This window comes from Amycolatopsis kentuckyensis (assembly GCF_002155975.1).
Classification (GTDB): Bacteria; Actinomycetota; Actinomycetes; order Mycobacteriales; family Pseudonocardiaceae; genus Amycolatopsis; species Amycolatopsis kentuckyensis.
Window position 1 is genome coordinate 22,008 of sequence record NZ_MUMI01000094.1, and the last position, 17,987, is coordinate 39,994.

The 17,987-nt window shown below is 71.3% G+C and carries 18 protein-coding genes; 10 read left to right on the forward strand and 8 right to left on the reverse strand.

Translation table 11 applies throughout. The features are described 5' to 3' along the window. Window positions 1–26 precede the first annotated feature (26 nt). Together CCN39_RS50665 and CCN39_RS10120 are read left to right on the forward strand one after the other, a co-directional pair. Window positions 27–197 (forward strand): hypothetical protein, encoded by a 171-nt coding sequence (locus tag CCN39_RS50665; protein ID WP_244210711.1) that lies wholly within the window; start codon window positions 27–29, stop codon window positions 195–197. Between the two features lie 153 nt (window positions 198–350). Next, a complete protein-coding gene (locus CCN39_RS10120) occupies window positions 351–1,271 on the forward strand; it encodes a cation diffusion facilitator family transporter (protein WP_086840640.1) in 921 nt (306 codons plus the stop codon). A 4-nt stretch (window positions 1,272–1,275) separates the two neighbouring features. On the opposite strand, the gene CCN39_RS10125 is transcribed toward CCN39_RS10120, so the two are convergent. After that, entirely contained in the window at window positions 1,276–1,986 is a 711-nt protein-coding gene (locus CCN39_RS10125) for a DUF305 domain-containing protein (protein ID WP_086840642.1), read from the reverse strand. Further along, on the reverse strand, window positions 1,983–2,798 hold the full coding sequence (locus CCN39_RS10130; protein WP_086840644.1) for a thioredoxin-like domain-containing protein: 816 nt from the start codon (window positions 2,796–2,798) through the stop codon (window positions 1,983–1,985). The genes CCN39_RS10125 and CCN39_RS10130 overlap by 4 nt, the downstream gene beginning before the upstream one ends. A 196-nt stretch (window positions 2,799–2,994) precedes the next feature. On the opposite strand from CCN39_RS10130, the gene argS reads away from it, so the two are divergent. The 8 genes from argS to prfA all read left to right on the forward strand — a co-directional run bounded on the left by argS (window position 2,995) and on the right by prfA (window position 13,335). After that, window positions 2,995–4,650: an arginine--tRNA ligase gene (argS, locus tag CCN39_RS10135; protein WP_086840646.1), complete on the forward strand. Its 1,656-nt coding sequence runs from the start codon at window positions 2,995–2,997 to the stop codon at window positions 4,648–4,650. A gap of 3 nt (window positions 4,651–4,653) precedes the next feature. Further along, window positions 4,654–6,084 (forward strand): diaminopimelate decarboxylase, encoded by a 1,431-nt coding sequence (lysA, locus tag CCN39_RS10140; RefSeq protein ID WP_086840647.1) that lies wholly within the window; start codon window positions 4,654–4,656, stop codon window positions 6,082–6,084. A gap of 6 nt (window positions 6,085–6,090) precedes the next feature. Continuing rightward, complete coding sequence (locus CCN39_RS10145; RefSeq protein WP_086840649.1) at window positions 6,091–7,401, forward strand: homoserine dehydrogenase; 1,311 nt, start codon at window positions 6,091–6,093, stop codon at window positions 7,399–7,401. After that, on the forward strand, window positions 7,398–8,459 hold the full coding sequence (thrC, locus tag CCN39_RS10150) for a threonine synthase (protein ID WP_086840650.1): 1,062 nt from the start codon (window positions 7,398–7,400) through the stop codon (window positions 8,457–8,459). The genes CCN39_RS10145 and thrC overlap by 4 nt, the downstream gene beginning before the upstream one ends. Next, window positions 8,456–9,340 (forward strand): homoserine kinase, encoded by an 885-nt coding sequence (gene thrB / locus CCN39_RS10155; protein WP_086840652.1) that lies wholly within the window; start codon window positions 8,456–8,458, stop codon window positions 9,338–9,340. Before thrC ends, thrB begins: the two co-directional genes overlap by 4 nt. A 410-nt stretch (window positions 9,341–9,750) precedes the next feature. Continuing rightward, entirely contained in the window at window positions 9,751–11,763 is a 2,013-nt protein-coding gene (rho, locus tag CCN39_RS10160) for a transcription termination factor Rho (RefSeq protein ID WP_086840654.1), read from the forward strand. A gap of 182 nt (window positions 11,764–11,945) precedes the next feature. Then, window positions 11,946–12,176 carry a 50S ribosomal protein L31 gene (gene rpmE / locus CCN39_RS10165; protein ID WP_086840656.1) on the forward strand — a complete coding sequence of 77 codons (231 nt, stop codon included), beginning with the start codon at window positions 11,946–11,948 and terminating at the stop codon, window positions 12,174–12,176. An 88-nt stretch (window positions 12,177–12,264) separates the two neighbouring features. After that, the gene (gene prfA, locus CCN39_RS10170; RefSeq protein ID WP_086840658.1) at window positions 12,265–13,335 is read left to right on the forward strand and encodes a peptide chain release factor 1; all 1,071 of its coding nucleotides are present in this window, start codon (window positions 12,265–12,267) and stop codon (window positions 13,333–13,335) included. Between the two features lie 40 nt (window positions 13,336–13,375). Here the strand turns inward: prfA and CCN39_RS10175 are convergent, their stop codons facing one another. The 6 genes from CCN39_RS10175 to CCN39_RS10200 all read right to left on the reverse strand — a co-directional run bounded on the left by CCN39_RS10175 (window position 13,376) and on the right by CCN39_RS10200 (window position 17,901). Further along, window positions 13,376–13,822, reverse strand: coding sequence for a hypothetical protein (locus CCN39_RS10175; RefSeq protein ID WP_086840660.1), 447 nt, complete (start codon window positions 13,820–13,822; stop codon window positions 13,376–13,378). A 77-nt stretch (window positions 13,823–13,899) separates the two neighbouring features. Continuing rightward, window positions 13,900–14,289: a VOC family protein gene (locus tag CCN39_RS10180; RefSeq protein ID WP_086840662.1), complete on the reverse strand. Its 390-nt coding sequence runs from the start codon at window positions 14,287–14,289 to the stop codon at window positions 13,900–13,902. An 11-nt stretch (window positions 14,290–14,300) separates the two neighbouring features. After that, a complete protein-coding gene (locus CCN39_RS10185) occupies window positions 14,301–15,566 on the reverse strand; it encodes a mannosyltransferase family protein (protein ID WP_086840664.1) in 1,266 nt (421 codons plus the stop codon). After that, window positions 15,559–15,990 (reverse strand): GtrA family protein, encoded by a 432-nt coding sequence (locus CCN39_RS10190; RefSeq protein ID WP_086840666.1) that lies wholly within the window; start codon window positions 15,988–15,990, stop codon window positions 15,559–15,561. The genes CCN39_RS10185 and CCN39_RS10190 overlap by 8 nt, the downstream gene beginning before the upstream one ends. Beyond that, on the reverse strand, window positions 15,987–16,991 hold the full coding sequence (locus CCN39_RS10195) for a glycosyltransferase family 2 protein (RefSeq protein ID WP_086840668.1): 1,005 nt from the start codon (window positions 16,989–16,991) through the stop codon (window positions 15,987–15,989). Before CCN39_RS10195 ends, CCN39_RS10190 begins: the two co-directional genes overlap by 4 nt. A 121-nt stretch (window positions 16,992–17,112) precedes the next feature. Beyond that, a complete protein-coding gene (locus CCN39_RS10200) occupies window positions 17,113–17,901 on the reverse strand; it encodes a TIGR03619 family F420-dependent LLM class oxidoreductase (protein ID WP_208630196.1) in 789 nt (262 codons plus the stop codon). Window positions 17,902–17,987 lie beyond the last annotated feature (86 nt).

The following is a 17,987-nucleotide window of genomic DNA, read 5'->3' on the forward strand; positions in this document are numbered from 1 at the left end:
GGCCGGTGTCGCGCAGCGTGGCGACCGTGCGGAAGCCCCGCCGGGCCGCCAGCGCCGCCGTGGCCAGGCTGATCCCGGGGGCGCCGAGCTTCTGCAAGGCGCTGGGTTTCGCCGCCGAACCGCTGGCCGGGCTCGTGTCGGAGGATCGCGTCCGACTATGTGAGCCGCTCACCCGGATGGTCGACGCCGAAGCGTGACGAGTCCGCCTGGCGGGAAACCCCGGCTGGTGGATTGGGTGGCTTTGCCGTGCGCGGTAGCTTGCGGGGGGATGAACTTAGGCTGACCTCTGTTGCACATATGCGCATCCGACTATATGTTTGGCCCGACGGCAAACCGGGAACGGAGGCGGAATGGGTCAGGGACACGGCCACGGGCACGCGGTCGCGCCGGCGAGCGCGTCGGGACGCCACGTGCGGGGGCTGGTCATCGCCCTGGCCATCGGCGCCGGGTTCATGGTGCTCGAGTTCGTCGTCAGCCTGACGACCGGCTCGCTGGCCCTGATGTCGGACGCGGCCCACATGTTCACCGACGTCCTCGGCGTGGGCATGGCCCTGGCCGCGATCATGCTGGCGCGGCGCAGCGGCCCGACGGTCGGCCGCACGTTCGGGCTCTACCGCGCGGAGGTGCTGGCCGCGCTGGCCAACGCGCTCCTGCTGTTCGGCGTCGCGGGGTACGTCCTGATCGAGGCGATCGGCCGCATCGGCGACCCGCCCGCGGTCCCGGGCCTCCCGGTCCTGCTGGCTGCGGCGGCCGGCCTGGTGGCCAACCTGGTGTCGTTCGCGGTGCTGCGCGCGGGCGCGAAGGAGAGCATCAACGTCCGCGGCGCGTACCTCGAGGTCCTGGCCGACTTGATCGGCTCGGTCGGCGTCCTGGTCAGCGGCGCGGTGACGCTGCTGACGGGCTGGCGCTACGCCGACCCGATCATCGGTGTCGCGATCGGGCTGTGGGTGCTGCCCCGCACGTGGCTGCTGGCCCGCCGGGCGCTGCGCATCCTGTTCCAGCACGCACCGCAGGGCGTGGACGTCGGAGCGATCAACGCGGAGCTCTCGGCGCTGCCGGGCGTGGCGGACGTGCACGACCTGCACGTGTGGACGCTGACCTCGGGCATGGAGGTGGCTTCGGCGCACCTGACGCTGGCGCCGCCGGCGAAGCAGTCGGACGTGCTGACGGAGGCGCAGGACCTGCTGTCTTCGCGGTACGCGATCGAGCACGCGACGCTGCAGGTCGAGGCGCCGCAGTGCGCTCGCCGCTGCCAGGAGCTGTCCTGGTGACGCGCTAAGCGGGCAGCGGCTGGGCGCCCCGCCCGGAAAGCATCAGCTTGATCTGGTCCATCTCCGCACCCTGCGACGTCAGGATGCTGTTCACCAGCGCCTTCAGCGCCGGCAGCGTCGAATGCGCCGCCGCGTACTGCGCCATCGACGTTCCGCCCTGGTGGTGGCGCAGCATCAGCTGCAGGAAGAACACGTCGAACGCCCGGCCGGACAGCGAACGGAGTTTCGAGAGTTCCGTGTCCGTCGCCATGCCCGGCATCAGCGGGCCGCCCGCCGGGTTGAGCGAGGAGGGGGCCATCGACATTCCGTCGTGGCCCGCCATCGGTTCCGTCATCCACTGCATCGGGGCGCCGATCGGCTGCTCGGGCTGGTCCCACAGCATGAGCCAGCCCTTCATGCGGCCGACCTGCTCGAGCTGCGTGCGCTCGATGTCGAACGACAGCTGCTTGATCTCCGGGTCGGTCGTGCGGTCGCGGGCGATGCCCGCCATCGTCACCGCCTGGAGGTGGTGCGTCGACATGTCCTGGGCGAAGCCGACCTCGACCGAGCCGGCGGCCGGGGTGGCCGCCGCCGGTTCGTCGACGGCGCGGGTCACGAACATCCCCGCGGTCGCGCCGATCAGCAGGACCGCGAGGAGCGTCCCGCCGATGATCACCCAGCGCGACCAGGTCGGCTGTTCGGTGACCTCGGTGTCGAGGTCGGCTTCGGCCGTCACTTCTTGGTCGGGGTGGGCGAGGCGGGGGCGGACGACGCCGGGGCGGAGGACGCCGGCATGCCGTTCTCGCCCTGGGCGGCGGTGCTGCCCTTGTAGTCCATCGGCTTCGCGTCCGGGCCCGGCTTCGACGGGTCGAACGGCGGCGGGTTGTCCGGGTCGAACTGGCCCGGGACCGCGTCGCAGGACGCGCCGACCTCGGGGTACACGCCGTTCGGGTTGCTCCGCAGGGCCGCGATGAACTCGTCGATCCGCGGGTCGTTGACGTCGTCCAGCTTGAGCTGGTGGCCCCACGACTGCAGCGAGATCGGCTTGTCCAGGCCCGGGTACGGCGACATCATCGTGTACGGCTTGCCCTTGGCGCGGACGCTCAGCAGGTTGACCGCGTCGCCGGTGATCTGCTGCGGGTTGTAGGCGATCCAGACGGCGCCGTGCTCGAGCGCGTGCACCATGTTCTCGGTGCGGACGGCGGTCGGGTAGACGGTGCCGGTGCAGGTGGCCCACGTCTGGTCGTGCGGGCCGCCGAACGGCGGGGTCTTGTCGTAGGCGACGCGCTCGGTCGGGAGGACGTGGACGCTGCCCGTGTAGGTCGCGGTCACCACGCCGGGGATGCGCTTCGAGGGGTCGGGGTCCGACGCGGTCGGCGCGAACGAAGCGGCGGCGGCCTCGCGGTCGGCCTGCTCACGCTTCGGCGCGGACTGCACCATGTAGTAGATGATCACCGAGGCGGCCAGCGCCACGACGGCGACGACGGCGATGATCGTGCCCCACGGCGTGCCCTTCTTGCTCACCACGGAACCGCGGGCCGCCTTCACCGCCGACCCCTTTTTCCGAGTTGTCCCGTTCGCCATGGCTTCCGCGTTCTCCCTCTGGTGGCTGCGGACGGATTCCCGCCCGGGCCAGTGTAGAGACCACGCGTCTGACTACCGTTAACGCCTCACGAGGATGCCCACCGTGACGTGTTCGAGACCGATGCAAGCGCCCGACCAGGGCACACCTAGAATTCCGCAAGTGACTCCCGCCGCTCTCGCCGACCTGGTCCGCAGCTCCGCCGTGCAGGTGCTCGCCGCACGCGGCATCGATGACGCCGTGCTGCCGGAGCAGGTGACCATCGAACGCCCGCGCAACCCCGACCACGGCGATTACGCGACGAACCTCGCCCTCCAGGTGGCCAAGAAGGCCGGCCTCAAGCCGCGCGACTTCGCCGAGGCGCTCGCCGAGGCGGTTTCGGCGGACGACGGCGTCGCCTCGGCCGAGGTCGCCGGCCCCGGCTTCCTCAACTTCCGCCTCGCCGCGGCCGCGCAGGGCGACATCGTGCGCCAGGTGCTCGACGCCGGCGCCGCGTACGGCCGCGGGGACGCGCTGGCCGGCACCCGGATCAACCTCGAGTTCGTCTCGGCGAACCCGACCGGCCCGATCCACCTCGGCGGCACCCGCTGGGCCGCGGTCGGCGACGCGCTGGGCCGGGTGCTGGGCGCCCAGGGCGGCGAGGTCACCCGCGAGTACTACTTCAACGACGCCGGCGCCCAGATCGACCGGTTCGTCCGGTCGCTGATCGCCGCCGCGAAGGGCGAGCCCGCGCCGGAGGACGGCTACGCGGGCGGCTACATCAACGACATCGCCGCCGAGGTCATCAAGGCCGAGCCGAGCGCGCTGTCGCTGCCGGAGGCCGAGCGGCACGAGACGTTCCGCCGGATCGGCATCAACCTGATGTTCGGCGAGATCAAGCAGAGCCTGCACGAGTTCGGCACCGACTTCGACGTCTACTTCCACGAGAACTCGCTGCACGAGTCCGGCGCGGTCGACGCCGCCGTCCAGCAGCTGAAGGACTCCGGGAACCTCTACTTCAACGAGGGCGCCTGGTGGCTGAAGTCGTCCGAGTACGGCGACGACAAGGACCGCGTCGTCATCAAGCAGGACGGCAACCCGGCCTACATCGCCGGTGACCTGGCCTACTTCAAGGACAAGCGCAACCGCGGCTTCGACCTGTGCATCTACATGCTCGGCGCGGACCACCACGGCTACATCGCCCGCCTCAAGGCCGCGGCCGCCGCGTTCGGCGACGACCCCGGCACGGTCGAGGTGCTGATCGGCCAGATGGTCAACCTGGTCAGCGACGGCAAGCCGGTCCGGATGTCCAAGCGCGCGGGCACCGTGATCACCATGGAGGACCTGGTCGAGGCCGTCGGCGTCGACCCGGCCCGCTACGAGCTGATCCGGTACTCCGTGGACTCCACTTTGGACGTCGACCTGGACCTGCTGCGCAAGCACTCCAACGACAACCCCGTCTACTACGTCCAGTACGCCCACGCGCGGCTGGCGTCCCTGCAGCGCAACGCCGCCGATCTCGGTATCAAGTCCACTTCGGACGTCGACTTCGGACTCCTGACGCTGCCCGCCGAGGGCGACCTGATCCGCACCATCGGCGAGTTCCCGGAAACCGTGCGCCGCGCCGCCGAAATGCGGGAGCCGCACCGGATCGCGCGCTACCTCGAAGAACTCGCGGGCGCCTACCACAAGTTCTACACCGTGGGCCGCGTGCTGCCCATGGGCGACGAAGAGGCGACCCCTCTGACGCACGCCCGGCTCGCGCTGTGCGAAGCCGCCCGCCAGGTGCTGGCGAACGGCCTCGCCCTCCTCGGTGTCTCCGCTCCGGAACGGATGTAAGAAATGGCGCACCCCGCGGGCCCCAGGCACGCCGACGTCCACACCCACGCCGACACCTCCGGGCTCCAGCCGTCCGGGGTCGAGGAGCTCGACAAGCTGCCCGCGAAAGTGTGGCCGCGCAACACCTTCCGCGCCGCCGACGGGGTCGTCCGGATCGCCGGTGTCGACGTCCGCGAGCTCGCCGAGCAGCACGGCACGCCGCTGTTCGTCGTCGACGAAGCCGACTTCAAGTCCCGCTGCGCGGACTACGCCGAGGCCTTCGACGACCCGTCGCTCGTGCACTACGCCTCCAAGGCGTTCCTCTCCATCGAGGTCGCCCGCTGGGTCGCCGAGCAGGGCCTGAGCCTGGACGTCTGCAGCGGCGGCGAGCTCGCCGTGGCGCAGCGCGCGGACTTCCCGGCCGAGCGGATCACCTTCCACGGCAACAACAAGTCGCCCGCCGAGCTGGAAGCCGCGGTCGTCGCCGGGGTCGGCACGGTCGTGCTCGACTCCTACTTCGAGATCGCCCGGCTGGCCGACATCGCCGCGCGCCACGACGTCGTGCAGCCGGTGCTGATCCGGGTCACCGTCGGCGTCGAGGCGCACACCCACGAGTTCATCGCGACCGCCCACGAGGACCAGAAGTTCGGGTTCTCGCTGGCGAGCGGCGACGCCGCCGAGGCGGTCCGCCGGGTGCTCAACGCGCGTTCGCTCAAGCTCGTCGGCCTGCACAGCCACATCGGTTCGCAGATCTTCGACGCCGACGGCTTCGAGGTCGCCGCCCGCCGCGTCGTCGGGCTGCTGGCCGACCTGGCCAAGGAGCACGGCCCCGAACTGCTCGACCAGCTGAGCCTGGTCGACCTCGGCGGCGGCTTCGGCATCGCCTACACCGAGAAGGACAACCCGCCGCCGCCCGCGCAGATGATCACGCAGATCCGCGAGATCGTCCGCAAGGAATGCGCGTACGCGGGCCTGCCGGTGCCGCGGATCGCGGGCGAGCCGGGCCGAGCGATCGCCGGTCCGGGCACGATCACGCTCTACGAGGTCGGCACCATCAAGGACGTCTCGCTCGGCGACGAGTCCTCCCGGCGGTACGTCAGCGTCGACGGCGGGATGAGCGACAACATCCGCACCGCCCTCTACGACGCGGTGTACGACGTCCGGCTGGTTTCCCGCTCCGCGGGCGACAACGATCAGCCGGTGCCGGCCGTGTTGTCCCGGGTCGTGGGAAAACACTGTGAGTCCGGCGACATCGTCGTACGAGACTGCTGGCTGCCCGACACGCTGGCTCCCGGCGACCTGCTGGCGGTCGCGGCGACCGGCGCGTACTGCTACTCGATGGCGAGCAGTTACAACCGGATGCCCCGCCCGGCCGTGGTCGCCGTGCGCAACGGCAGCTCACGGCTGCTGCTGCGGCGGGAGACGACCGACGACATGCTGCGCCTGGAGGTCTGAAACACCGTGTCTGCCCCCGAACGACGTCCGATCAGGGTCGCGCTGCTCGGCTGCGGGACCGTCGGCGGCGAGGTCGCCCGGCTGCTCACCGAGCAGGCCGGCGAACTGGCCGCGCGGGCGGGCGCGCCGGTCGAGCTGGCCGGCATCGCCGTCCGCCGCCCGGACAAGCACCCCGAACTGCCCCCGGAGCTGCTGACCGCCGACGTCGAGCAGCTCGTCACCAGTGCCGACGTCGACGTCGTGGTCGAGCTGGTCGGCGGCATCGAGCCGGTCCGCGGCTGGCTGCTCGCCGCGCTGAAGGCGGGCAAGTCCGTCGTGACGGCGAACAAGGCGCTGCTGGCCGAGCACTCCGCGGACCTCTTCGAGGCGGCCGACGCCGCGGGCGCCGACCTGTACTTCGAGGCCGCGGTGGCCGGGGCCATCCCGCTGCTGCGCCCGCTGCGCGAGTCGCTGGCCGGTGACCGCATCACCCGCGTGATGGGCATCGTCAACGGCACCACGAACTACATCCTGTCGGCGATGGACGCCACCGGCGCCGGCTACGCCGAGACGCTCGACGAGGCCAGCCGGCTCGGGTACGCCGAGGCCGACCCGACCGCCGACGTCGACGGCTACGACGCCGCGTCCAAGGCCGCCATCCTCGCCTCCCTCGCCTTCCACACCCGGGTGACGGCGTCGGACGTGCACCGCGAGGGCATCGCCGACGTCACCGCCTCCGACCTCGCGGCGGCCCGCGGGCTCGGGCGCACGGTGAAGCTGCTGGCCATCTGCGAGCGGGTGATCGACGACGACGGCGTCGAGTCGGTGTCCGCCCGCGTGCACCCGGTGATGATCCCGCGCAGCCACCAGCTGGCCGGTGTCGGCGGCGCGTTCAACGCCGTCTACGTCGAGGCCGACGCCGCGGGCGAGCTGATGTTCTACGGCCAAGGCGCGGGCGGCGCGCCCACCGCGAGCGCGGTGCTCGGCGACCTCGTCGCGGTGGCCCGCAACCGGGTCGTCGGCGGCCGCGGCCCGCGCGAATCCGCGCACGCGGCGCTGCCGGTGCGGCCGATGGGCCAGACGCCGACCCGGTACCACGTCAGCCTTTCCGTGGCCGACCGCGCCGGTGTGCTCGCCCAGGTGGCGCAGGCGTTCGCCGACCACGGCGTCAGCATCGCGGCGGTGCGGCAGAGCGACGTCGGCGACCGCGCGAGCCTGGTCGTGGTGACGCACCAGGCACCCGACGCGGCGTTGCAGTCCACTGTGGACGAAATCGGCCGGCTCGACGTCGTCCACGAAGTTGTCAGCGTGATGCGGGTGGAAGGCGAAGACCAGTGAGCAGCCAGGCCTGGCCGGGAATCATCGAGGCGTACCGGGACCGCGTCCCGGTCCCGGACGGGGCGCGGGTCGTCACGCTCGGGGAGGGCAACACGCCGCTGCTGCCCGCCCACCACCTGTCCGAGCTGACCGGCTGCGAGGTCCACCTCAAGGTCGAGGGCGCCAACCCGACCGGCTCGTTCAAGGACCGCGGGATGACCGTGGCCATCACCCATGCGCTCGCCAGCGGTCTCAAGGCGGTGATCTGCGCGTCGACCGGCAACACGTCCGCCTCGGCCGCCGCCTACGCCGCCCGCGCCGGGCTCACCTGTGCGGTGCTGGTGCCGCAGGGCAAGATCGCGATGGGCAAGCTCGCCCAGGCCGTGCTGCACGGCGCGCGCATCCTGCAGGTCGACGGCAACTTCGACGACTGCCTCGAACTGGCCCGCAAGACCGCGGCCGACTACCCGGTCACGCTGGTCAACTCGGTCAACCCGGTCCGCATCGCCGGCCAGAAGACCGCCGCCTTCGAGATCTGCGACGTGCTCGGCACGGCCCCGGACATCCACTGCCTGCCGGTCGGCAACGCCGGCAACATCACCGCCTACTGGGCGGGCTATTCGGAGTACGCGGCCGACGATGTGGTGAAGAACACCCCGCGGATGTTCGGCTTTCAGGCGGCCGGCGCGGCGCCGCTCGTGCACGGCGAACCGGTGCGCGACCCGGACACGATCGCGACGGCGATCCGGATCGGCAGCCCGGCGTCGTGGACCGCCGCGGTGAAGGCGAAGGACGAGTCGGACGGGCTCTTCGAAGCCGTCACCGACGAGAAGATCCTCGAGGCCTACCGGCTGCTGGCCGGCCGCGAAGGCGTGTTCGTCGAGCCGGCGTCGGCCACCAGCGTGGCGGGCCTGCTGGCCACGGCCGCCGACGGCCGGCTGCCGCGCGGGTCGCGGGTCGTCTGCACGGTCACCGGGCACGGCCTGAAGGACCCCCAGACGGCGCTGGCGGGCAACGTCGAGGTCGAGCCCCTCGCCGTGGACCCCTCGGCGGTCGCGGCGGCGCTGGACCTGCGGTGAGCGCCTTCAAGGTCACCGTCCCGGCGTCCACGGCGAACCTCGGGCCGGGCTTCGACGCCTTCGGGATGGCGCTGAGCCTCTACGACGTCGTCGAGGTACGCGTCACCGACACCGGGCTCAAGGTCGAGGTGATCGACGCGGGCGCCGGTGGCGTGGCGGACGTCCCCACCGACGAGACCCACCTGGTCGTGCGGGCGATCCGCGCGACCTGCGCGCACCTCGGCGTCGAGCTGCCCGGCCTGCACCTGCGCTGCTTCAACGCGATCCCGCACGCGCGCGGCCTCGGCTCGTCCGCGGCCGCGGTGGTGTCCGGGGTGGCCGCCGGGTACGCCCTCGCCGGCCGGGAAATCGACGTCGCCGACGCGCTGCAGCTGGCCGCCGGGTTCGAAGGCCACGCCGACAACGCCGCCGCGAGCCTGCTCGGCGGGCTGGTCCTGGCCTGGTGCGACGGTGGCCGCTTCCACGCCGAACGGCTCACGCCGCACCCGTCGATCCGGCCGGTCGTGGCCGTGCCGTCGGTGCGCTCGGCCACCGCGACCACGCGCGGCCTGCTGCCGGTGACCGTGCCGCACGCCGACGCCGCGCACAACGCCGGCCGCGCCGCGCTCGCCGTCCACGCGCTGACGGCGAAGCCGGAGCTGCTGCTCACGGCCACCGAAGACCGGCTGCACCAGGACTACCGCGCCCCCGCCTACCCGGCGAGCACGGAGCTGGTGGCGACGCTCCGTGCACAGGGAGTGGCCGCCGCCATCTCCGGCGCCGGTCCGACGGTGCTCGCGCTGACGACCGCGGGAATACTTCCCCCGGAAGCCGGCGTTGCCGGTTTCGACGTCCTCGAGCTGCCCGTGGATCTCACGGGCGTGCAGGTTGCGGCTCAGTAAAGGGTGGGTCACGTGCCTGCTCCCACGCCCGCCACGCGGGGGGTGGTTGTTGCACCCGGCACCGCCGCGGTCTACCCTCGGGGGCGTTCGATCACCGTGCGTTTCCGCACCCGATGCCGGTCCCGGGGAATCCCCCGGATCGCATCCTTCGTCGATCCGCCGAATCCGCACCGCCTGGCACGCGGGGTAACGCGGAGGGACGCAGGCGGGTTTCCGGTCTCGGCGGTGCCGAATTCCGTGTCCTCCGAATGGAGGACGCAAACCCCTGTGGTGGAGGCGCTCCAGCTGTGTTTCGCACGGCCGAAGAGCTCATCTCGCGTATCGGGGGGCAACTACGCCGGTTCGCGATCAGAAGCGAGCGGCAGTCCGCTGATCCGCCTGGAGGCGTGGATCGGTCAGGAAGGACATGTGTGAGCAACACCGATCTTTTGAGCGACGTGGGTAGCGACACGGCCGGTTCGAACGGCACCACCCCCGCTCCCAAGCGGGCGGTCGGCGGGCTGACCGGAAAGACCGTCGCCGAACTGCGTTCGCTGGCTGGGGAGCTCGGCGTCGGCGAGACGACGGGCATGCGCAAGGGCGACTTGATCGCCGCGATCCGTGAGCGCCAGGGCAAGTCGCGCAAGCCGCGTGCGACGGCCGAGACGTTGCCGCTGGAAGGCGTCGGCGAGCCGGCGAAGGCGGCCCCCAAGGCCGAGCCCAAGGCCGAGGCGCCCGCCGCTCCGGTGGAGACCAAGCCGGAGCCGAAGGCCGAGGCGCCCGCCTCCGCGCCCTCGGAGGCCCAGCCGCAGGCCGAGCGCCCGCAGCAGGACCGGCAGGACGGCCAGGACGGCCAGCCCGAGGAGGGCGGCCGCAGCCGGCGTCGCCGCGGTTCCAACCGCGCCGCCGGGGCGCCGGACGGCCAGCAGGGCGGCGACCGCCAGCAGGGCCAGGGCGACCGTCCGCAGGGCGGCGACCGCCAGCAGGGCGGGGACCGTCAGCAGGGTCAGGGTGGCGAGCGCCAGCAGGGCGACCGCAACCGCGACCAGCAGCGCCAGGGCGGTGGCAACCGCGGCGACAACCGCGGCGACAACCGGGGTGACCGCCAGGACGGCAACCGCGGCGACCGCCAGCGCAACAACCAGCAGGACGGCAACCGCGGCGGCCAGGACAACCGCGCCCAGCAGGACGACGACGAGGAAGGCGGCCGTCGCGGCCGTCGCTTCCGCGACCGCCGTCGCCGGGGCAGCGGTGGCGGCCGGGCCGAAGGCGGTTCGCCGGACACCGAGATCCGCGAGGACGACGTCCTGCTGCCCGTCGCGGGCATCCTGGACGTGCTGGACAACTACGCGTTCGTGCGGACCTCCGGCTACCTCGCCGGCCCGAACGACGTGTACGTCTCGCTGTCGCTGGTCCGCAAGTACGGCCTGCGCCGCGGTGACGCCATCACCGGTGTCGTGCGCCAGCCGCGTGACGGCGAGCAGCAGCGGCAGAAGTTCAACCCGCTGGTGCGCGTCGACTCGATCAACGGCCTGGAGCCGGACGAGGCCAAGCGGCGTCCGGACTTCACCAAGCTGACCCCGCTGTACCCGAACGAGCGGCTGCGCCTCGAGACCGAGTCGCACAAGCTCACGACCCGCGTGATCGACCTGATCATGCCGGTCGGCAAGGGGCAGCGCGCCCTGATCGTGTCGCCGCCGAAGGCCGGTAAGACGACGATCATGCAGGACATCGCGAATGCGATCTCCACGAACAACCCCGAGTGCCACCTGATGGTCGTCCTGGTCGACGAGCGTCCGGAAGAGGTCACCGACATGCAGCGCTCGGTGAAGGGTGAGGTCATCGCCTCGACCTTCGACCGGCCGCCGTCCGACCACACGTCGGTCGCGGAGCTGTCGATCGAGCGGGCAAAGCGCCTGGTCGAGATGGGCCACGACGTCGTCGTGCTGCTCGACTCGATCACCCGCCTCGGCCGCGCGTACAACCTGGCGGCCCCGGCGTCCGGCCGGATCCTGTCCGGCGGTGTCGACTCGACCGCGCTGTACCCGCCGAAGCGCTTCCTGGGTGCGGCCCGCAACATCGAGAACGGCGGCTCGCTGACCATCTTCGCCACGGCGATGGTCGAGACCGGCTCGACGATGGACACGGTCATCTTCGAGGAGTTCAAGGGCACGGGTAACGCCGAGCTCAAGCTCGACCGGAAGATCGCCGAGCGCCGGGTGTTCCCGGCGGTCGACGTCAACCCGTCCGGTACCCGCAAGGACGAGCTGCTGCTCTCGCCGGACGAGCTCGCGGTCACCGTGAAGCTGAGCCGGGTGCTGCACGCGCTCGACTCGCAGCAGGCCATCGACCTGCTGATCTCGCGGTTGCGCAAGACCAAGACCAACGTCGAGTTCCTCATGCAGGTCTCGAAGACCGCCCTCGGCGGCGGCGAAGACGACTGAGTCCTGGCTCTCGGAAGGGGCCTTCCCGGAGTCCGGGGAGGCCCCTTCCGCGTCGGGAATAGCTGGTCAGCGGGGTACGTTCCAGTACACGTCAGCCCGTCTGGCAGAATTACCCGCTGAAGTCCGGCGCCGGTTCACCCCGTGGAACGACTGGGGACCCGGAGCCAACGAGAGAGGACACCATGAAGAGCGGTATTCACCCCGAGTACGTGGTCACGAACGTGAACTGCGACTGCGGCAACAGCTTCACCACGCGCAGCACCAAGACCAGCGGCAACATCCACGTCGAGATCTGCTCGAACTGCCACCCGTTCTACACAGGCAAGCAGAAGATCATGGACACCGGTGGCCGGGTCGCGCGCTTCGAGGCTCGCTACGGCAAGCGGCAGAAGAAGGACGCCGACGCCAAGTAGCTTTTTGCACGGCGCCCACCCGGTACTCCCGGGTGGGCGCCGTTCTTTGTATCGACACGGTGTGATTCCGGCCGGAGAGGTGGCAGAGGTGGATTCGAGCTCGCTCAAGGGGCTGCTCGCCGAACACGCGGAGCTGGAGACCCAGCTGGCGGACCCGGCGGTGCACGCCGACCAGGCGCGCGCCCGCAAGCTCGGCCGCCGCTACGCCGAGCTGAGCCCGGTGGTGCGGGCCGTCCACGAGCTGGACACCGTCCGCGACGACCTCGCGGCCGCGCGGGAGATGGCTTCGGAGGACGCGGAGTTCGCGGCCGAGGCCGAGGTGCTGGCCGCGCGGATCCCCGACCTCGAGTCGAAGCTCACCGAGCTGCTGCTCCCGCGCGACCCGTACGACGGCTCCGACGTCGTGATGGAGATCAAGTCCGGCGAGGGCGGCGAGGAGTCGGCCCTGTTCGCCGGCGACCTGCTGCGGATGTACCTGCGCTACGCCGAGCGCCACGGCTGGAAGGCGGAGGTCCTCGACTCGGTGGACTCCGACCTGGGCGGCTTCAAGGACGTGACGCTGTCGATCAAGACGAAGTCGGCGGTCGTCGACGGGGTGTGGTCGCGGCTGAAGTTCGAGGGCGGCGTGCACCGCGTCCAGCGCGTGCCGGCGACCGAGTCCCAGGGGCGCATCCACACGTCGGCGTCCGGCGTGCTGATCTACCCGGAGCCGGAAGAGGTCGAGGTCGAGATCGACCCGAACGACCTGCGCATCGACGTGTTCCGGTCCTCGGGTCCGGGCGGCCAGAGCGTGAACACCACCGACTCGGCGGTCCGGATCACCCACCTGCCGACCGGCATCGTGGTGTCCTGCCAGAACGAGAAGTCCCAGATCCAGAACCGCGCCCGGGCCCTGCAGGTGCTCCAGGCCCGCCTGCAGGCGATCGCGGAGGAGGAGGCGGCGGCGAAGGCGTCGGACGCCCGCCGTTCGCAGGTCCGCACGGTGGACCGCTCGGAGCGGGTCCGGACGTACAACTTCCCGGAGAACCGGATCTCGGACCACCGCGTGAACTACAAGGCGTACAACCTGGACCAGGTCCTGGACGGCGACCTGGACGGTGTCCTGGACGCCCTGGCGACCGCGGACCGCGAAGAGCGCCTGGCGGCCCAGTCCGGCTGACCGCGAGCCGCGCCTCCCGGCAGCGGCTCGCGGCCGGGCTTCAGCCGCAGGCCACGGGCCCCGCCGAGGCGCGGAACTGGTTCACCGAACCACTGCCGAGGGACAGGCTGCCGGACACGTAGATGCACAGGCCGTCGGTGTGGGTCACCACGACGCCGCCCGCGTAGGTGGAGAACGTGCCCGAGTCGGTGACCGGCGTGGTCATCTTCTCCGTGCGGATGCTGACCGACATGGAATGCGACCCGGAAGCGTTGTCGTAGACCTTCGCGCAGTTGGTGCCGCCGTTCGCGCTGGAGTACCAGAGGCGGAGGACGCCCGCCTGTTCCCCGATCGAGTTGCTCAGCAGCTTCGGCAGGCCGTAGTTGTGGATCTCGGTGCCCGGACAGGTGGCCACCGGCGCGGCGACGGCTTGCGTGGCGGGCACCGCGGTGAACGCGGCGGCCACCACACCGGCGACGACGGCGAACCTCTTCGTGAATGACTGCATTGCTGCCTCCCTCGGGTGCGCGGTCCGGGCTGTTCCCGGGAGCACCGCTGCCACCACGCGCGAGAGGCCCGCGCGGTTTACCCGGTGGCGCCGGCCGGCCGGACCAGCCAGCAGAGGCAGAAGGGGTGCCCGGCCGGGTCGGCGTACACCTGGAAGTCGTCCCCCGAGGTGGCGCCCGCCGCCGGCTTCAGCACTGTCGCGCCGAGGGCCATGACCTGCTCGTGGGCTTCGGCGAAGTCCTCGACCCACAGGTCGAGGTGGATCTGCTGCCGAACCGGGCCGTCCGGCCACGTCGGCGGCACGTGGTCCGGCGCGAGCTGCACGCCGATCCGCGGCGCGCCGTCCACCAGCACCATGTGCCAGTCGCCGTCGTCGTCGACCTCGCCGCCGAGGACACCCGCCCAGAAGCGGCTCTCGGCCGCGAGGTCGGCCGCGTCGAACGTGACCACCTGATGCATGAGCCGCATTGCGGGACCCCTCAGCCGGACCAGAAACCCGTGATGAAGCGCAGGTAGATCATCCCGCAGACCAGCGCGTTCGCGTACAGGACGACGTGCACCGCGCCGCGCAGCTGCGGGCGGCGCTCGCCGAACAGGACCAGCGCCACGTACATCACCAGGCACGGCAGCAGGTAGCGGTGCACCGACACCACGTTGTTGTTCATCGTCAGCATCACGATCGACGCGAACCCGAACAGCGCCAGCGGGATGCCCTTCGCGCGCAACGCCACCAGGACGTACACCGAGGACACGAACAGCAGCGCCAGGCCGATCATCGGCAGCACGTGGCTCATCAGCGTCCACGCGTCCATCTTGGTGTCGCCGAGCAGCGCGTGGCCGGTGATCTTGGCTTCGCGCCAGATCGTTTCGAGGATGTTCGGGTTGAACTTGTGGTACGACCACTCCCGCACGCCCTTGAGCGCGTTGAAACTGCCGAAGAAGTCCCCGGTCTGGATCCGCATGGCGACCATCACGGCGCCGAGGCCGGCGAACGCCGCCGGGAACCACAGCAGGTGCCACGACAGCAGGCCGCGCAACTTCCAGTCCTTCGACCGCCAGAACTCCAGGAAGCACAGGCCGACGAAGACCGCCGCGGTGATGCGGGAGGCCGTCAGCGGGACGAGCGTCAGGCCCATCCAGAGCCATTGGCGGCGCAGCGCGAACAGGTAGGACCAGAAGCCCAGCGCGCAGAACACCGCCTCGCTGTAGAACGAGTGCAGGAAGAACGCGGCGGGCGCGGTGAGGAAGGCCGCGACGACCAGCCACGGGGCCCGCTCGCCGTCGAAGAAGTGGCGGCCGATCTTCAGCAGCGCGACCGCGGCGAGCCAGGTGGCCACCAGGTTGACCAGGAACCCGGCGGCCAGCAGGCCGAGCGTGCCGAAGCTGGCCGTCTGCACCAGCCAGACCAGCAGCGGGAACACCGGGTAGAACGCCCGCGTCGGGGCGTAGCTGCCGGTGTAGGCGTGCATGGCGATCTCGCCGTAGTTGCCGGCGTCCCAGCGGTAGGTGTGGGCGAGCAGGCTCATCGTCGAGCCGATGCCGGTCTTCGGGATGCCCTCGTCGACCGGGCTGGACGGCGCGAACAGGTACGCCAGGGCGATCAGCACCACGTTCCAGGCCAGCACCACGGCGAAGACGCGCGCGTAGTCACCGTTCAGCCAGGCCCAGCGGCCGGCACGAGCCGCCTCGGGGTGTTCCGGCTCGGCCTGGCCGGTGACCCGGGAGGGGACGGCCGTGCTAGTCATGCGTGACCTCCGCGACCGGCGTCTCGGCCGCCGCGGGCCGGTGCCGGAAGACGACCTTGTGGTAGAGCACGTAGTTCCAGACCAGGCCGACCACGATCCCGGCGCCCTTGGGGACCAGCAGGTTCACCCCGGGGAAGGCGCTGGTGACCGCGAAGATGATCGCCGCCTGCACGACCCACAGCCCGAACGCGGTGACGCCGAAGAACAGCAGCGCCTGGCGGCGGACGTCGCCGTCCTTGGCGCGGAACGTGAAGTTCCGGTTGAGGGTGAAACTGAGCAGCATGCCCGTGGTCGTCGAGATGAAGTTCGCGACGAACAGCGGGACGCCCAGCGTCACCAGCAGCGCGTAGCCGAGGGCGTCGACGAGGGTGTTCGCGATGCCGACCGCCCCGAAGCGCAGCTGGGTCGCCGAGATCAGCTTCACCGGGCGCCTCTTCCCGCGTCGGCGCCCTCACGGGCCTCCGACGGCGCCGCCGGGCCCGTGCGCACCGACGCGACGCCGTAGAGCGGCCGGTTCTGCACCTGGGAGTACGTGCGGCCGATGTAGCTGCCGAGCACGCCGAGCATGATGATCTGGATCCCGCCGAGGAAGAACATCGCGATCCCGAGGAACGCCCAGCCGGGCACCGCGGTCTCCGGCGCGAACAGCTTGACGCCGCCGACGTAGAGGACCCCGACGAAGCTCAGGAACGAGATCAGGTAGCCCATGCGCGTGATCATCCGCAGCGGCGTCACCGAGAAGCCGAGGATGCCGTCGGCGGCGAAGCGCAGCATCTTGCGCAGCGGGTAGCCCGTGACGCCGGCGTGCCGCTTGTCGCGGTCGAACAGCACGGCCGTCTGCTTGAAGCCGATGTAGCTGACCAGCCCGCGCAGGAAGCGGTCGCGCTCGCGGTACTTGCGCAGCTCGTCGACCACCTTGCGGTCGATCAGCCGGAAGTCGCCGGTGTTCTTCGGGATGTCGACCGCGGCCATCTTCCGCAGGAACCAGTAGAACCCGCCGGCGGTGAGCTTCTTGAACGCCGAGTCCTGGCGCGAGCGGCGCTGCGCGTAGACGACGTCGTAGCCCTCTTCCCACTTCTCGATCAGCTCGAGCGCCACCCGCGGCGGGTCCTGCATGTCGCTGTCCATGATGACGACGGCGTCCGCGTCGACCAGGTCCAGCCCGGCGGTGACGGCCATCTGGTGGCCGAAGTTGCGGGACAGCTCGACGACCGTGACCCGCTCGTCGCGGGCGCTGAGCTCGGTGAGCTTGGCCAGCGAGCCGTCCCGGCTGCCGTCGTCGACGTACAGGAAGCTGAAGTCGTACTTGCCGGCGAGGGGCGCGGTCACCTCGTCCACCGTCTTGTGCAGCAGGTCGATGTTCTCTTCCTCGTTGTAGATCGGGAAGATGAACGCCACCCGGCGGGTGATCGGCTCTGTGGGCACTGCGGGGCTCCCCGGAGTTTCGGTGCGGAACGGTTCGGGCGGCGCCGTCGAGCAGGCGAATCCCCGACCCGGTGCCCTGCATCCTAGGAGATCGGGACGACCGTCACGTCAGGACCCGGGGTCAGCCCGCCGCGTCCGCCAGCCCGGCCATCCGGCTCTCGGTGCCCTCGTGGCCGCCGAAGTGGACGACCACGGCGTCGGCCCCCGCGTCCCGGTAGGCGCGGACGTCGGCGGCGGTCGTCCGGGCGTCCTCCCGCCACTGCGCCCGCGCCGCCGCCCGGACCGGTCGCCCGCCGGCCAGCCGCCGCAGGGCCGTGACCCGCTCGCCGAACTCGGCGGGGGACAGGCCGGCGCTCTGCCAGGTCGTGCCGATCCGGGCGGCACGCCGCAGCGCGGCCGCCGAGTTGCCGCCGACGGTGATCGGCACCGGGCCCACCGGCCGGGGAGCGAAGTACCCGCCGCCGGGCCCGCGGCCGGTGCGGAACAGCTCGGCGAGCAGGTCGAGGGTGGCGTCGGTCCGCCGGCCCCGGGTGCCGAAGTCGGCGCCGACCTCGGCGAACTCCGGCTCGTTCCAGCCGGTGCCGACGCCGAGGTCGAACCGGTGGCCGGTCAGCCGGTCGAGCGTCGCGACCTGCTTGGCCAGCGCGAACGGCTCCCGCAGCGGCACGATCAGCACCGACGTCCCGAGCCGGATCCGGCTGGTCCGCGCGGCGATGTGCGCGAGGGTGACCAGCGGCTCGTACACCCCGCCGAACACCTCGCCGTAGGGGCTGGGCGGCAGCAGGTGGTCGGGCAGCCAGGCGGCGCGGTAGCCGAGGTCTTCGGCGACCCGGGCCAGCTCGGCGGGCCGGGCGGGGTCGAGGTCCGGCTGCTCGTTCGGCAGCACGGCTTCCAGGAAATCTCCGGTCATGCCGCCGACGTTAGACATTCACATCGGTGTGAAGGTCAAGCCCGGGCGGCCGCGTCCGGCTCGGGGTAGTTGTCGGCCAAACCGTG

Excerpts from the sequence above, each read along its gene's own strand:
- CCN39_RS10180 (WP_086840662.1), bottom strand. The coding sequence starts at position 14,289 with ATGCGGCTCATGCATCAGGTGGTCACGTTCGACGCGGCCGACCTCGCG.
- CCN39_RS10175 (WP_086840660.1), bottom strand. The coding sequence starts at position 13,822 with ATGCAGTCATTCACGAAGAGGTTCGCCGTCGTCGCCGGTGTGGTGGCC.
- CCN39_RS10200 (WP_208630196.1), bottom strand. The coding sequence starts at position 17,901 with ATGACCGGAGATTTCCTGGAAGCCGTGCTGCCGAACGAGCAGCCGGAC.
- rpmE (WP_086840656.1), top strand. The coding sequence starts at position 11,946 with ATGAAGAGCGGTATTCACCCCGAGTACGTGGTCACGAACGTGAACTGC.
- CCN39_RS10185 (WP_086840664.1), bottom strand. The coding sequence starts at position 15,566 with ATGACTAGCACGGCCGTCCCCTCCCGGGTCACCGGCCAGGCCGAGCCG.
- CCN39_RS10120 (WP_086840640.1), top strand. The coding sequence starts at position 351 with ATGGGTCAGGGACACGGCCACGGGCACGCGGTCGCGCCGGCGAGCGCG.
- lysA (WP_086840647.1), top strand. The coding sequence starts at position 4,654 with ATGGCGCACCCCGCGGGCCCCAGGCACGCCGACGTCCACACCCACGCC.